The 15,219-nt window shown below is 67.4% G+C and carries 10 protein-coding genes; 2 read left to right on the forward strand and 8 right to left on the reverse strand.

Features of this window, described 5'->3' with window-relative positions:
- Positions 1 to 152 precede the first annotated feature (152 nt).
- The 7 genes from AC4ELH_RS11480 to fadD4 form a co-directional block, all read right to left on the reverse strand.
- Positions 153 to 1,616: an aminotransferase class I/II-fold pyridoxal phosphate-dependent enzyme gene (locus AC4ELH_RS11480; RefSeq protein WP_448448068.1), complete on the reverse strand. Its 1,464-nt coding sequence runs from the start codon at positions 1,614 to 1,616 to the stop codon at positions 153 to 155.
- Complete coding sequence (locus AC4ELH_RS11485; protein WP_498884530.1) at positions 1,582 to 2,742, reverse strand: MFS transporter; 1,161 nt, start codon at positions 2,740 to 2,742, stop codon at positions 1,582 to 1,584. The genes AC4ELH_RS11480 and AC4ELH_RS11485 overlap by 35 nt, the downstream gene beginning before the upstream one ends.
- Positions 2,739 to 4,016: an amidohydrolase family protein gene (locus AC4ELH_RS11490; RefSeq protein ID WP_498884532.1), complete on the reverse strand. Its 1,278-nt coding sequence runs from the start codon at positions 4,014 to 4,016 to the stop codon at positions 2,739 to 2,741. Before AC4ELH_RS11490 ends, AC4ELH_RS11485 begins: the two co-directional genes overlap by 4 nt.
- Positions 4,010 to 5,122, reverse strand: a complete 1,113-nt coding sequence (locus AC4ELH_RS11495; RefSeq protein WP_448448062.1) for a CoA transferase — start codon at positions 5,120 to 5,122, stop codon at positions 4,010 to 4,012. The genes AC4ELH_RS11490 and AC4ELH_RS11495 overlap by 7 nt, the downstream gene beginning before the upstream one ends.
- Positions 5,122 to 6,024 carry a hotdog family protein gene (locus AC4ELH_RS11500; RefSeq protein WP_498885022.1) on the reverse strand — a complete coding sequence of 301 codons (903 nt, stop codon included), beginning with the start codon at positions 6,022 to 6,024 and terminating at the stop codon, positions 5,122 to 5,124. The genes AC4ELH_RS11495 and AC4ELH_RS11500 overlap by 1 nt, the downstream gene beginning before the upstream one ends.
- A gap of 136 nt (positions 6,025 to 6,160) precedes the next feature.
- Positions 6,161 to 7,060, reverse strand: a complete 900-nt coding sequence (locus AC4ELH_RS11505; protein ID WP_498885023.1) for an enoyl-CoA hydratase/isomerase family protein — start codon at positions 7,058 to 7,060, stop codon at positions 6,161 to 6,163.
- The gene (gene fadD4 / locus AC4ELH_RS11510) at positions 7,060 to 8,610 is read right to left on the reverse strand and encodes a fatty-acid--CoA ligase FadD4 (protein ID WP_498884534.1); all 1,551 of its coding nucleotides are present in this window, start codon (positions 8,608 to 8,610) and stop codon (positions 7,060 to 7,062) included. Before fadD4 ends, AC4ELH_RS11505 begins: the two co-directional genes overlap by 1 nt.
- Before the next feature lie 225 nt (positions 8,611 to 8,835).
- On the opposite strand from fadD4, the gene AC4ELH_RS11515 reads away from it, so the two are divergent.
- On the forward strand, positions 8,836 to 11,487 hold the full coding sequence (locus AC4ELH_RS11515) for an ATP-binding protein (RefSeq protein WP_498884536.1): 2,652 nt from the start codon (positions 8,836 to 8,838) through the stop codon (positions 11,485 to 11,487).
- 46 nt (positions 11,488 to 11,533) lie between these two features.
- Here the strand turns inward: AC4ELH_RS11515 and AC4ELH_RS11520 are convergent, their stop codons facing one another.
- Positions 11,534 to 12,103, reverse strand: a complete 570-nt coding sequence (locus AC4ELH_RS11520) for a TetR/AcrR family transcriptional regulator (protein WP_448448056.1) — start codon at positions 12,101 to 12,103, stop codon at positions 11,534 to 11,536.
- Between the two features lie 76 nt (positions 12,104 to 12,179).
- On the opposite strand from AC4ELH_RS11520, the gene AC4ELH_RS11525 reads away from it, so the two are divergent.
- Positions 12,180 to 15,212 carry an MMPL/RND family transporter gene (locus AC4ELH_RS11525; protein WP_498884538.1) on the forward strand — a complete coding sequence of 1,011 codons (3,033 nt, stop codon included), beginning with the start codon at positions 12,180 to 12,182 and terminating at the stop codon, positions 15,210 to 15,212.
- Positions 15,213 to 15,219: the final 7 nt, after the last annotated feature.

A 15,219-nucleotide genomic window follows, 5' to 3' on the forward strand; every position in this document is an offset into this window, starting at 1 on the left:
TTGGTTCGGCCAGCCGCCGAACTCGCATGACATGAGGATCACCTTGCGACCGGCATCGTGACGCCGGCGCTGAGCATTTGGGTCCCAGCCATCGGAAGCCGTCGTGCTCCTGGGTGTGCGTTCTTCGGACTGGTCGCCGACCTTCGGATCGCCTACGCGACGACGCGAACCCTGCGCAGCGAAGGATCGGCGGGGTCCGGCACGTTCATCCCTGCCGCCAAACCGGTACGCAGGTAATCCAGCACTGCCTCGTTGATCCGTTCACCGGGAACCACTGCCGGAATGCCCGGCGGGTACGGGGTGATCTGTTCGGCGGAGATCCGGCCGGCCGCCTGCTCCACCGGAACATCCTCGACCCGGCCGAAGAACGCATCGCGGGGCGACGCCACGGTCTCCAGCTCCAACTCCGTCGGCGACGGCAGATCGACCCGCGGCGGCGGGTCGAAATCGTAAGCGGCCTTGCGCCACAGCTTCAACGCCTCGACCAACCGGCCCGCGGCATCCGGGCCGTCGGCCAACGACATGGTGGCCAGGACCCTGCGATGGTCGGTCATCCCCAGGTCGAGTTCACAGCGCTCGCGCAACCAGTCTGCCGCCTGGTAGCCCGACGTACCGGTCCCCGACACATCGATCAGCACCTGCAACCGGTCCAGATCGTGTGAGGCCTGCTTGCCCAGCAGCTCCTTGTCGAGCACCTCGACGTCGTCGATCTCCTCGATCTCGCGCCGGGTCCGTTCAGCCAGTTCCAGTGCGGCGCCCATCAACTCGTGGCCGTGCTCGACCATCTGCCGACGCCAGCCGTCAATCGCGCTGTACACCAGTACGTTCGGACTCGTCGTCATGAGGAGATCCGCACATGCCGATAACCGGTTCTGGTCCACGAGGTCGCCCTGCAGATGAAACACCGAGCCCTGCTCGAAACCGGCGCCCATCTTGTGCACGCTGACCACGCACACGTCCGCACCCGCGTTCATCGCCCACGTCGGCAGATCCTCGTGGAAGGGCAGATGCGCGCCCCACGCCTCATCGACGATCAGCGGCTTGCCCCGGCGGTGACAAACCTGTGCGATGCCCTCGATGTCGGCGCAGGTGCCGTACGGACTGGGGCTGACGATCAGCGCGGCGGCCGCATCCGGGTGCCGCTGCCAGGCCTCCTCGACCTGTTGCGGTGACGGCGGATGAGACAGGTGGCGTTCGGCGTCCCATTGCGGGGTGATCCAGCGGGGCACCAGACCCGAGAAGATCAGGCCGGCCACCACCGACTTATGGCTGTCCCGGCTGAGCAGGAGACTGCCGTCGCACCCGGCCACCGCCATCATGGCGGCCTTGACCGACAGCGAACTGCCGCACGTCGAGAACCAGGCCGCCCGCGCTCCCACGGCCTCGGCCATCAGGTCCTCCGCCTGCTTCAGATAGCCATTGCTCATCCGGCGGTCATCGAGACCGCCACTGGCCAACACATCGCTGAAGAACGGCTCTCGACCGAGTACCCGCAGCACCCGCCGATCGACCCCGCGGCCCTGGCGATGCCCCGGCGGCGAGAACCCGTACCGGTTGGAAATGTGGTACTCGTGCAGCGCGTCAAGCAGCGGCGCCGCGGCCTGATTGCCCATCATGGCGGGTGAGTACCCACATCAGCCCAACCGCCACACACGCGGCTGTCATCACCGCGAATGCCGTCGGGAACGAGAATGAGGTGGCCAGCGCACCGACAGCCAGAGAGCCGAGACCGGTACCGGTGTCGAATCCGACGTTCCAGGCCACGCTGACCGCCCCGCGCGCGTGCTCACCGGTCGCGGCGAACGCCTGCACCAGAGTGAGGTTCTGCAGGGCCCCGTAAGCGATCCCGAGCAGGACACAGCCGAAGATCACCCCGGCTGCGCCGCGGGTCGAGCCGACACCGATCCCGATCACCGCAAGGCCGACCGCACCGATTCCCAGCATCGGGGCGATGAATCTCGCCGGGCCGTGACGATCGGCGACACCCCCGATCCACCACCGGGCCAGCGCGGCCGTCCCGGTCATTCCGAGCAGCGCCGCGAATGCGGTGGTGGCGCCACCCAGTTGCGGGGCGAAGGTCAGGATTCCGCCGCCGGCCGCGGTGATCACCACGAGTGCGGCGATCGGTCCGACCAGTCCTCCGACACCGTGCAGCCGATCGGAGTGTGCCTCGTGGGACAGGATCGGTGCCGGGCGGGCGAAAGCCAGCGGTAGCCCTAGGAGCGGGGCGGCGGCCAGCACGAACACCAGCTGATAGCCCACATGCTCGGCCAGCCACGGCGCCAGCGGGATGAGCACGAACTGCGGTGCCGCGATGGCCAGCCCGTACGCGCCGATCGCCCGGCCGCGGCGCTCCTGCGGGATCAGCGCCGCGATACCGCTGACACCACAGACCGTCAGGACGCCGAAACCCAGTCCACGCAACGCCGCCAGCACCAACACCTGCCACAGGGAAGTGGCCAGCGGATGCAGCAGTGCCGGCGCTCCCAGCAGCACCAGCCCGAGCGTCAGCGTGAGCGCCCATCCCGCGCGCCGCAACAACCGCCCGACCAACAACTGCGCGATGACGGTGCACAGCATGAGCAGGCCGTTGACCACTCCCGCTCCGAAGTTGTCCGCGCCGATCCGGACCGCCCACATCGGGGCCACCGGCAGCAGCAGGGAGAAGCCGGCGAATCCCAGTGCGGCACAGGCCAGCAATGCGGGCATGCCTGGTACCCGCCACACACTGTCGCGGGTCACCGGCGGAACACCACCGCACCGGCGATGATGGTGGTGGTCACCAGATCGGCGTCGAGCGTATCCACCACGCGCTGCGGGGAGCCCGCCAGCAGGCACAGGTCACCAGGTTGGCCGGGGGCGATGCTGCGCGGCCGGGCCGGGTTCCCGGCGCTGCCCAGGAAGAGCGTCAACGCACGACGCCCCGAAATCCGTTCGACCGGGTTCAGCACCACACCGTGCGGGGTGCGGCGGTGCACCGCAGCGCGCATGGCCGCCCATGGGTCAGGGGCACCGAACGGCGCATCGGTGGACAGCGCCACCGAGACCCCGGCGGCCAGCAGAGTCGCGAGTCGCCACAGTTGATCGTGTTCGGCGCGAGGCACATCCGCGTGGTACTGGTCGCCCCGCTCCGCGACGAAATTGGGTTGGGTCACCACCGTGATCCCTAGGGAGACGAGGTCGTCGATACAGTCCTCGGGCACCATCGCGGCATGCTCGATCCGGTCGGCCGGGTGACTGCCCGCGGCGCGTAGCGCGGCGATGGTGACGACGAGTTGGGCCGCCGTCACGCAATGCACCGCCACCGGTTGACCGCCACGGTGCCGCTCGGAAATCCAGGCCGTCAGCTCGTCGAGGTCGAGTCCGTCATCGTGCAGGATTCGCTTGCCCGGTGCCAGGTAGTGCACGCGCTGACGCATCCCGATGGGGCGGTCTGCCGGCTGAAGGTCCGGGGTCGCATCGGTGACGCCGGTGACGCCATAACCGGCCAGGCGGGCGCTGAACTCCGCGATCTGGGTGGGACGCCGTTGCAATGCATCCGCCCAGGTCGGGTCCGCGCTGCGCAGCCGCCCATCGGGATGATCGCCCAATCCCAGGGCCGCGAGGCCGGGCGAATTCACCGTCCACATCACCCCGCTGCGATGCTGCACCCGTACCGGTGTGCCCGGCATCAACCGGTCCAGCATGTGCCGGTCCAACGGGCCGGCCACCGCCTCGTGATAGCCGACGGCCCGGATCCAGCCGTCACTGCCCACCACTGCGGTCGTCAGCGCCTGCACCAGTGCGGCCTCGCCGACCACCTCGGCTGGGCCGACCCGGATCGAATCCTGCTCAGCTGCAGCCGAATGCACGTGCAGATGGTGATCGTGCAGCCCTGGGATCACGGCACCCGATGCCGCGTCGAGCACCTCTTCACCGGGCTCGGGCGACAGCGACGCCGCGACCTGCTCGATGGTCTCACCGACCCGGATGTCGACCACGGCTCCGTCCAGCAACGTCGCACGACGAATCAGCATGGGGCATCGGTCCGTTCCGCCACCAACCGGCGCACCGCCTCGTTGTGGGCTCCGAGTTCGGGGCCTGCCGCACCTGATGTGGGACGGACCGCCTGCGCCCGGGTGCCGTCATCGTCCGAAGAGCGGTATCCGGCAGCCACCGCCGCCATCGAGAACTCGATCAGTTCACCGCCACCGCGTGCCCGTGACTGCGCCACCGCGGCAGCGGCGTGCAGTCCGGTGAGAGGGTCGGCGATGGCGTCCCCGCTGAACATCGGTGCACCGTCGCGGTATTCGACCAGACCACCGGATACCGCAGCATCGTCGCCGAACGCCACCCAGTCGGCCCTGCCCCCGTCGGTACCGTGACCGGTGATGCGCAGCCAGATCCGCCCTGGCCTGTCCGAGACTTTGTCGGGCCCCAGGCCGCGACGGGCCAGCGCGGCCGGTCGCGAAGCCTCGATCACCACATCGGCCGCGTCGATCAGTGCGGCCAGCTCACTGGGATCGTCGAAATCAGTAGCGTACGAGAGCTTTCCACCGTTCATCCAGTCGAAGAATTCCGGCTCACCGGCGCGGGTGCCGTCCGGCCGGCTCCAGCTTTCGACCTTGACCACGGTGGCGCCGACCCGGGCCAGCAGCTGACCGCACAGCGGCCCGGCCCACATCGACGACAGATCGGCCACCAGTACCCCGGCGAGCGCCGCGGGCCCGGCGGAGCCGAGCGGGTGCACCAGCGGGGGCGCCGGCCGGGTTTCACCCAGTACGCCGACCGGCAATCCGAGCAGGCGAGCGCGTTCGGCGACCGTCGCGGCGCCGGTTTCCGCCACCCATCTCCGGATCGCCGGCCAGGCATCGGTGGCTACCGAATCAGCCTGCAGCAGTGCGGGGATCATGGCGATATCGTCGGGCCGCGAGAGGGTCAGGGCGCACCATCCGTCGCGAGCAGCCAACAGGCGCGTAGCCCCACCGGCCGAGATCTGTCCGCGGGGCGCGATATCCATCAGCGCGGCGCGGCCGGTCAGCAGTTCGGTGGCATCGAGCGTGACACCGGTGTGTGCCGTGAAGCCGTCGGCGACCTCCTGGGCCTGCCTCAGCAGTGCCCTCGGAATCGCCAACTCCGCCATCAGAACTGCAACGCGCTGAACCGCCAGTCCAGCACCTGGCGATCGGGGTCGTCGGGTCCGCCGGCCGCGTACACCAGCGAGCGCAACCGCAGCACCCCGGCATCGGCCGACTCCACGTGCAGCTCACTGAACAGGGTGTCGCCCTCGTGCACCGGACCGGTGTGGTCACAGGACTCCCAGCCCAGCACGGTCACCAGGTTGGGCAACAACCGGTTGGCCTGGGCCAGCGCGAGCCCGATGGTGTGTCCGCCGTACACCAGGCGCTGACCGCCCGCCCGCCAGTCGTGATGGGTGGCAGCAATATTCAAGGTCAGCCGGGCCAGTTCCGGCGCGCTACTGACCACATCTGCGGTGCTGTGCAGCACCGCGCCGGACAGGCCCGGATCGAAATGCGGCCCGGGTACCCGGGCGCGGAATGCCTCGGCATCCCAGCCTGCCGCGGGGTTCGGCGCGGTGGTAGCGGCCCCGATCGCCGATAGATCGTCGGCGTGTCCGGTATCGACGTCATCGCCGGACAGCGGCAACATCGCACAGCGGTAGAAGTCGAGAACCTTGCGGTCCAACTGGTCGACGGTCGTCATCCGCAGGGCGGCCAGGCCGGTGGCCGCACGACCCGGCTTCATCGAATTCTGTTTGAGACCAACCACTTCGGTGCGGGTGTACAGGCTGTCACCGATCACCGGGCAGCGGTGGAACGCCAGGCCGCGGTAGAACAGGTTCGCCTTGACCCGCTGCGTCACCAGCGTGCTCTGGCCGATCGCCACATCGCAGACCAACCCGGGGTGCGCCAGCGGCCCCGGTTCGCCGGTCACCGCGGTGGCGAGGTCGGCATCGAGTGCCAGCCGCAAGCGGTCGCCGAGGATCGCCTGGTGCGTCGCTGCCGCACCGGCGGTCAGCGTCATCGACGGTGCGGTGTCGAATACCTGGCCAACCACCAGGTCATCGAAGTACGGACCACCCTGTTTCACATCTGGCACTATGCCATTCACCGACGGTGATCCTGCGTTTAGGGCGCGGAAGTGCGAGAAGGGACCGCCCTCACCGCGGAGTCACCGTTTCGGGTCGCACCTCATCGACCAAGCCCCACGTCTGGGCCGTCGCGGCGTCGATGGTGTGCCCGGAGAGCACCAGATACGCGGTGCGCCACCGGCCGATGCGCCGCGTGATGCTCACCGTGCCGCCCGCGCCCGGAATCAGCCCCAGAGCCAGTTCCGGCAGGCCTATCACGGCGTCCGGGTGGCAGCGGACCCACCCGCAGAAAGAAGCCATCTCCAGACCGCTGCCCAGCACCTGACCGTGCACCTCGGCGCGGCAGCGCCGCCTCAGCCTTTCGGTGAGTTCATCGAGCACCAGGGCCGGGCTGTGCCGGGTACGGGCCAGGTGGGCGCTCGCCGGGTCGTCGAACGAGCCGAACTCGGCCAGATCGCCTCCGCTGCAGAAGGATCGGCCATTTCCCCCGAGGACCACCTCGTCGACCGACGGATCCAGCCGGGCCACCTCGAGGGCCTCCAGCAGGGCGCCCCGGGCGTCAGTGGAGAACGCGTTGTGCCGCTGGGGCCGGTTGAAGCGGACGTGCAGGGTGTTCCCGTCGCGGTGGGCCTGCACCGGGTCGGGCAGTAGCGGCGCGGTGGCCGGTCCACGATCGGCCAGCCACCGGGCGAACTCTCCTCCGGACTGCAGCGTTGAGTAGGCCAGCGATTCGGTGATCACCCCGGCTCGGGTCTGCCCGCCCGGATCGAACGAACGCAGCACGTCGTCACACACCGCGGCGGCCTGCGGCCACGTCCGGCAGCGCTCAGTGAGTTCGTCCAGAGCCCGTTGAACCGACTCCACGGTGACCGCTCGCCGGTCAGTGCTGGGGCGTTCGGTCAACGTGAACGTCACGGCATCGGTCGGGGTGTCGACCCCGACCCGGATTCCCGCGGGCAGCTCGTGGATCACGAGTACTTGTTTATCAGCCCCTGCTTGTACAGCTTGCCGGTATCGGTGCGGGGCAGCTCGGCCTCGAACGAGATGGTCCGCGGGCACTTGTAATGCGTCAGCTTGTCACGCAACCAGGCGAGCAACTCCTCGGCGAATTCCGGGGTGGCATCGGCCGGGTCCACGGTCTGCACCACGCCCTTGACGCTCTGCCCCATCTCGTCGTCCGGGATGCCGAAGACCGCGGCATCCATCACCTTGGGGTGGACGACGAGCATGTTCTCGGCTTCCTGCGGGTAGATGTTCACCCCACCCGAGATGATCATGTGGTGGCGCCGGTCCGTCAGGTACAGGTAGCCGTCCTCATCGACATATCCGATGTCGCCCACGGTCTTCCAGCCATGAGAATCCCGCGAGGACGCGGTCTTCTCGGCGTCGTTGAGGTACTCGAAATCGGCACCGCCCTCGAAGAAGATCTCACCGGCCTGACCGGGTGGCAGCTCCTTGCCGTCCTCGTCGAGGATGTGCACCAGACCGTTCATCGGCTTACCGACCGAACCCGGGTGCGTCAGCCAGTCCTCGGCGAAGATCACCGTCGCACCGATGGCCTCGGACGAGGCGTAGTACTCGTCGACGATCGGACCCCACCAGTCGATCATCTGCTTCTTGATCTCGACCGGACACGGCGCGGCGGCGTGCATCACGCGCCTCAGACTCGACAGGTCGTACGAATTACGCACATCCTCAGGCAGTTTCAGCATGCGGGTGAACATCACCGGCACAAACTGTCCCTGGGTGACCTTGTGCTTCTGGATCGCCTCCAGGCAACCTTCGGCGTCGAACTTCTCGAGCACCACCGTGGTGATGCCGGCGGCCTGGGTCTGCATCGACCACACCGACGGCGCCGTGTGGTAGAGCGGCGCGGGACTGAGATAGACCGAGTCCGGCTGCATCCAGAATCCGACGAGCGCCGACATCATGCCCGGGGTTTCCGACGGCGGCACATGCGGCAGGTCGCGCTTGATGCCCTTGGGCCGGCCCGTCGTGCCCGACGAGTACTGCAGCAGATCGCCGTCCAACTCGTCGTCGATCGGGGTGGCGGGCAGATCGGCGACGGCCTCGGGGTAGCGCTTCCAACCGTCGAGCTCGCCGGAGGCGCTGGTCGCCGACGATTCGGCTCCGTCGGCGATCAGCAGGGTGCCCGGCAAGCCGTTGGGCAGCTCCTTCTCCAGACCGCTCAGGACGTCCTTGAGGACAGCGGAGCCGACGATGGCCTTGGCTCCACTGTTGTCGATGATGTAGGCCGCCTCGGCGGCGGTCAGATGCGTGTTGATCGGCACGTAGTACAGCCCGCTGCGGCGCGCCGCCCACATCACCGCGTGCATGTGCTCGTTGTTCTCCATGAGAATCGCGACCACATCGCCCTCTTGCAGACCCTGCTGCCGGAAGTAGTGGGCCAGCCGATTCGCGCGGGCTTCGAGCTCACCGAAGGTGACGACGGTTCCCGTCGGGTGGAGGATGATCGCCGGCTTTTCGGGGTTGGCCTCGGCATGCTCGCGGATCTGCATGATGGCACTGTAACGGGCGCCACTTGACAGGTGTCAATTAGGGCGGGGTTACACCCACCGCGCAGGCCGTGAGCAGGTCTTTGACTGCAGAAGCACTCAGTCCGCCCGCACCGCTAATCACGGCCCTGGTCGGGTGCGGCGGACCTACGATGTCAGAACGCCCAGCGGATCGAGCGTGGGGAGCGCCGATGCGATTCACCGAATGGCGCTGAGGACGGCCCAGACATGGCGTCGGGAGTCCTCACGTTTCTGTTCACCGATATCGAGGGATCCACTCGACGGTGGGAGGCCGACCGTGACGCCATGCGGGCGGCGCTCGAGGTCCACGATGAGGTGCTGCATCGGACGATAACCGAGCATGAAGGACAGGCGTTCAAACACACCGGCGACGGGGTGTGTGCTGTCTTCACCTCACCAGCGGGCGCCGTCGAGGCCGCGGTGGCCGCGCAGCGGGAGTTGGGATTGCCGGTCCGAATGGGTATCGCCACCGGAGAAGCTCAATTGCGCGGCGACGACTACTTCGGCCCGGTGCTCAACCGAGCGGCCCGCATCATGGCCGCCGGCCACGGCGGACAGATCCTGCTCGACGGAGTGACATCCGGCATGTTGAGCGACGTAAACCTCATCTCGGTTGGCACCCGCACGCTGCGCGACATCACCAAACCTGTTGAGCTGTTCCAGGTTCGGGCAGATGGCCTACGCACCGAGTTCCCACCGTTGAATGCGATCGATGCCCAGCCGGGCAATCTGCGGACGCCGAGCACGAGCCTCATCGGCCGTGCGGCCGAACTCGACGAGTTGGACACGACCCTGAAAGCACACCGCGTGGTGACGTTGACCGGTGTCGGCGGTGTCGGCAAGACCCGACTCGCACTGGAATTGGCTTCACGATCCGCAGACAGGTACCCGGATGGGGTGTTCGTCATCGAACTTGCCGCAGTCGGTGATCCGGCGGCCGTCCCTGATGAGGTCGCAGCCGTGCTCGGCATCACCCAACAGGCAGGATTGAGCGTCTCCGACAGTGTCGCTGTGGCGTTGGAAGGCCGATCCCGGCTGCTGGTGCTCGACAACTGCGAACACGTCCTGGATGCCACAGCGGATCTGGTCGAACGGATCTTCGCCCATTCCGACACCGTCGGAATCCTGGCCACCAGCCGGGAAGGGCTACGACTCAACGACGAACAGCTCTGGCCGGTACCGTCGTTGGATATCCGGGCGGGCAGCAATTCGGCCGCCGCCGCATTGTTCATCGATCGGGCGCAGGCGGTATCGCCGTACGCCACGTTCACCGCACCGGCGGAGGCCGCCGCAGTAGTCGAGATCTGCCGCAAGCTCGACGGGATTCCGTTGGCGATCGAGCTTGCAGCGTCCCGCACCGGGTCGATGACAGCTGCCGAGGTGCGGGACCGCCTCGATGATCGCTTCCGATTGCTCATCGGAGCACGCCGCGGGTTGGAGCGCCACCAGACGCTGCGCCACGCTGTGCAATGGTCCTATGACCTCCTGCAAAGCGATGAAAAGGCCCTACTGGCAAGGTGTTCAGTGTTCGCCGGCGGATTCGATCTGGCGGGAGCGTGCGCGGTATCGGGTTCCGGCGACGAACTCATCACCTTGGATCTCCTCGATGCCTTGGTCCGCAAGTCGCTGCTGGTGGCCGACCGGGCATCCGCGCGAACCCGCTATTCGATGCTGGAGACGATCCGCCAGTTCGCCGAGGAACAACTCGTCGGCTCAGGCGACGGCGAAACTGTCCGCGCCGCGCACGCGCGCTACTTCGCAAACCTGGAGCCCGAAGTGCTTGCCTTGTGGGACAGCCCGCGTCAGCGGGAGTCCTACGCATGGTTCTCCGGCGAACTACCGAACCTGCGTGCAGCATTCCGATGGGTGGCCGATCACGGCGACCTCGATACCGCCGCCACGATCGCGGTGACGTCGATCTTCCTCGGGTACTTCCTCGAGCAGTGGGAGCCCATCGCCTGGGCCGAGGAGATGATCCCACTCGCAAGAGCCGCACGACATCCGCGGCTGGCGCAGTTGTACGTGGGGGCTGCGAACTGTGCGGCATTGGGCCGACTCAACGACTTCGACGAATACGCCGACGCAGCCCGGGCGGCGATCGACAGCGGAGAGTTCGACGACGTGGGTGACGCGTTCTCGTGTGTGGTAGCCGCCGGGTACAGCACGACGGGTCGGCCCGAGCGGGCAGTTGAGTGGTGCCGGACCAGCATTGCGCGGCGTCCGGACGGCCACACCGCCAGCGAGGCGGTGATGGTGGTGTCGCTGGCCGTCTGCGGCGCCGCGGCCGAAGCAATGGCGGTGTCGGAGAACCTGCTCGCGGCCGCCGCGGCCGCCGACAATCCCAGCCTGGCGGGCGCGGCGCTGCTCGGATACGGCTGGGCCCGGCGGGAGTCCGATCCCACTGCGGCGTACGAAGCCCTTCGCCGGGCACTGGTGATCGCCGACGAAAGCGGTGACCGGCAGCAGACTTCCATCATCGCGGGACTTCTGGCGGGGCTCGCAGCCGACCGCGGCGAGCTTGCCGAGGCGTTTGGTTACATCGCCCAAACCGTGCGGCACTACTACGATTCCGGAACCACGGAGCTCATGCGAGTCACGCTTGGGTTGCTCGCGGCGCTGCTTGTTCGACTGGGCATTCACGAGCCGGCGACTACCATCATGGGGTTCACCACGGCTGCAATCGGATACCCGAGTTTTCCCGAGATCAGCGGCGCGATCGCCCATCTGCGCGACGTGCTCGGCGAGGAGCGCTACCAATCGCTGGCGATGACCGGTGCCACCATGACCACCACCGAGATCGCCGATTATGCATTCGAACAGATTGACCTGGCCCGAACGACCCTCGCCGACCAGACATGAAAGCCCCGGAATCAGCCCGTTTTGGGCACCTGCGCGTCTGCTCGCGCTAGAGAATCCGGCGCAACAACAGCGTCAGGCTGGTGTTCGCGTCGTCGAGGGGTTGCAGCGACCTGGCGCTGCGGCACTGGATGATGGCACCTTCGAGGGAGCTGACGATGAAGCTGCCGAGTGAGACGGCGGTCGCAGCGTCCACGCCCTTGGACTCGATCGAAGCAGCGATCACTCTGGCCCAGTCAGCAAACACCGTTGCCGAAGCTTCGCGCACCGCCAGGGCGTCCGGCCCTGCCTGGGCGGCCGCCACGATCGGACATCCGCCGGTGAAATCACTGTCGATCAGGTTGTGCTTCCAGCCTTCGATGAAGGCGCCGATCACGTCCTCAGCGGGCAGGGCCTGCGTCAACTCCTCGATCCTGGCGGTGATGATCCGCCCGGCCTCCAGCGTCGCCTGTTCCATCAGTTCCGTTTTTCCCGCTGGAAAGTGCTGGTAGATCGAGCCTCGGGCGGTATTACTGCGCTCCAGGAGATCGCTGAGGCCCGTCCCGTGAACGCCGTACTCACGCATCAACTCGATCGCGCTCAGAATGAGACGTTCCCGCGGGCCTGCCACCGCCGCCACCCCTCTCCATCACCGAATAGACCAGTCGGTCCATCCTAGTTGACCCCGCGTAGACCGATTGGTCTACGATGCCGAAATGCACAATCTGGCGATCTTCGGCAAACTCGCCCGAGTCTGCGCGAAGTATGCATGGGTGGTCCTCGGGGCGTGGCTGGCCCTGGCCGGCGTGCTCAATCTGGCCATCCCCCAGCTCGAGCGCACGGTGGCCGAGCACTCTGCGCCGTTCACCCCTGAGAGTCCGACCACCGAAACCCTCCGGCAGATGTCGCGCGACTTCGACGTCCCCGACACCACTGCCGTCGGCAGCATCGTGGTGTCCAGCGACCGGGTCCTCGGCACCGCCGACACCGACTACTACCGCGACCTGGTATCGCGACTGGTGGCCGACAAGGACGACGTCGCCTACGTGCTCGACACCTACGGCACCCGCGGACTGGAGGACCTCGGCCTGAGCCCCGACGGGAAGGCCATCCACCTGATCGTGGCAACCACCGGGGACGTCGGCTCGACCCGCGCGCACCGTTCCACCGAGAACGTCCGTGCCGTGGTCGAAGAACTTCCTCGCCCGGCCGGGCTCGACGTACATTTCACGGGCGCCGCACCGACGCTGTCGGATCTGTTCTCCGCCATCGACACCTCGCTGGCCATCATCACCGTGGTATCGGTCGTGCTGATCACGCTGCTACTGCTCGCCGTCTACCGGTCGCTCCTGACCGCGCTGATTCCCCTTCTCACCGTGGGCATTTCGCTGGCCGTGGCGCGGCCGGCCATATCGTGGCTGGGCGGACACGAACTGATGACGGTTTCGAACTTCACCATCGCGCTGGTCACCGCGATGGTGCTGGGCGCGGCCACGGACTACGGCATCTTCCTGCTGGCCAACTACCACGAGGGCCGACGACGAGGGCTGGGTGTCGACGACGCGGTGGCCCGCTCCGGTGCGCATACCGCAGGTATCGTCATTGCCTCCGCCCTGACCATTGCCGGGGCCGGAATGGCCATGATTTTCACCAAGATCGGGATGTTCCGCACCGCCGGGCCGCCCATCGCGCTCGCGATCGCGATAGCGGCGGCGGTCAGTCTGACGCTGACCCCCGCGGTCATGGCACTGTGGGGCCGGCGCGGTTATGCCGAACCCCGACCCCTCGATGAACGACGCTGGCGCAAGCGCGGTGCGGCCATCATCCGCCGGGCCCCGGCCCTCGTCGCCGCATCGTTGGCGTTCCTGCTCGCCACCAGTTCAGTGCTGTTCACGTTCGAACCGAACATCGACGAGAACGCCATGCAGTTGCGCGCCACCGACAGCAAGCGAGGCTACGAGGCCGTCTACCGCCATTGGGGCGTCAACGAGGGAGCCCCGGAATTCGTCACCGTCCGGGCTGACCACGACATGCGCAACACCAATGACCTGGCCGCGCTGGACCTGATCGCCATGTCCATCGGCAACCTTCCCCAGGTCGCCTACGTCCGCTCGATCACCCGGCCCGAGGGAAAACCCTTGCCCGAGACGGCCATCGGGTCTCAAACCGCGCAAGTCGGCGCCGGTCTGGCGGACGCCCACAATCGCGTCGAACAGGCCATACCGCAGCTGAAACGCCTGGCCTCAGGGGTCACCCAGCTGCACGACGGCTCCGCCGGCGCCGCCGAAAGGCTGCCCGAACTCGCCAAGGGCGCCCACGATCTCGTCACGCTCACCCGGAACCTGCTCGGCACCCTGGAATCCGCGAACCGGGTGGTAGACACCGTCTCTGACGGATCGCTCGATGTGTCCGCGGTCGTGCGCACCATGTCCGGCGCCACCGACGCACTGGAAGGTGCGGTGAACGAGATCGATGCCACCCGTGACAAATTGACCGTTCCCACGGCAGCCGTACACGCGGTGTTCGACCCACTCACGGCAGCCGACCCCGGCCCCGACTGCGCAGCGGACTGCATGCGCGCACGGCAGGCATTCGCCGACCTCAATGCGGCCACCGGCGGGAAGGCGCAGCTCGCGATCACCGGATTGACGCTCGCCGCCCCGCTGGTCCCCGAGCGCCCGGTGAGCACCGCGCTGGAAACGCTGCCCGACCTTCGCGCGGGTATCAAAGGCCTGCGGACCATGCTCGACCAGCTGGGCACCCGCACGCCCGAGCAGACGCGGGGCGATCTCAACCGGCTGATGTCCGGAATCAACGAACTGTCAACCGGTCTGGGCCAACTCACCACCGGGCTGGGCCAGGTCAAGTCCGGCACTGACACCATGATGGCGCTGACCACCGAACTCAGTGCGGGGCTCAACCGCGCGTCGGACTTCCTTCATCGGATGTCCGCCGACACGAGCACCGGCGCGGGCCGGGGTTTCTACCTGCCCGAGGAGGGCCGCGCGGACCGACGGTTCACCGCAGGTGAACGAATGCTCATCTCCCCCGACGGCCGCAGCGCCCGCATGATGGTGGTCTGGTCGGTCAACCCGTACGGCGCCGAGGCCATGGGCGCGGTGCCGGATGTCATCGCAGCGGCGAACAATGCCGCAACGGGAACCGTGCTGGAGCACGCCCAGATCAATTCGACCGGCCTGGCTTCGCTGTCCCAACGCCACCTCGACCAAACCTGGCGTGATTTCGCACTTTTCGGTGTCGTCGCAGTGGCAGCCGTGCTGTTGGTACTGATCGTGATGCTGCGCAGCCTGGTGGCGCCCGTGTTGATGATCGCCGCGGTCGTGCTGTCCTTCGGCGCTGCGGCGGGGATGTCGACCCTGATCTGGCAACACCTGATCGGCATCAGCCTGGACTGGTCGGTGTTCCCGGTGGCGTTCATGGCCCTGGTCGCCGTCGGCGCCGACTACAGCATGTTGTTCGCCGCCCGGATCCGCGAGGAATCCCACAGCGGAGTGACCAGCGGCATCATCCGAGGATTCGGCAGCACCGGCAGCGTGATCACCACCGCCGGAGTGGTTTTCGCGATCACGATGTTCGCCCTGACCAGCGGGACGGTGCTCAACCTGGTGCAGATCGGATCCACCATCGGCATCGGCCTGCTACTCGACATCACCGTGGTGCGGACCTACCTGGTTCCGGCCGCGATGAGCCTGCTGGGAGAGCGCATGTGGTGGCCGGCCCGCGCGTGACCCCCGC

Source organism: Mycobacterium shunyiense (genome assembly GCF_058270075.1).

What these genes read in the sequence shown, in the direction of transcription:
- AC4ELH_RS11515 (WP_498884536.1), top strand. Translation starts at nt 8,836, where the DNA reads ATGGCGTCGGGAGTCCTCACGTTTCTGTTCACCGATATCGAGGGATCC.
- AC4ELH_RS11490 (WP_498884532.1), bottom strand. Translation starts at nt 4,016, where the DNA reads ATGCTGATTCGTCGTGCGACGTTGCTGGACGGAGCCGTGGTCGACATC.
- AC4ELH_RS11480 (WP_448448068.1), bottom strand. Translation starts at nt 1,616, where the DNA reads ATGATGGGCAATCAGGCCGCGGCGCCGCTGCTTGACGCGCTGCACGAG.
- AC4ELH_RS11525 (WP_498884538.1), top strand. Translation starts at nt 12,180, where the DNA reads ATGCACAATCTGGCGATCTTCGGCAAACTCGCCCGAGTCTGCGCGAAG.
- AC4ELH_RS11500 (WP_498885022.1), bottom strand. Translation starts at nt 6,024, where the DNA reads ATGACGCTGACCGCCGGTGCGGCAGCGACGCACCAGGCGATCCTCGGC.
- fadD4 (WP_498884534.1), bottom strand. Translation starts at nt 8,610, where the DNA reads ATGCAGATCCGCGAGCATGCCGAGGCCAACCCCGAAAAGCCGGCGATC.
- AC4ELH_RS11495 (WP_448448062.1), bottom strand. Translation starts at nt 5,122, where the DNA reads ATGGCGGAGTTGGCGATTCCGAGGGCACTGCTGAGGCAGGCCCAGGAG.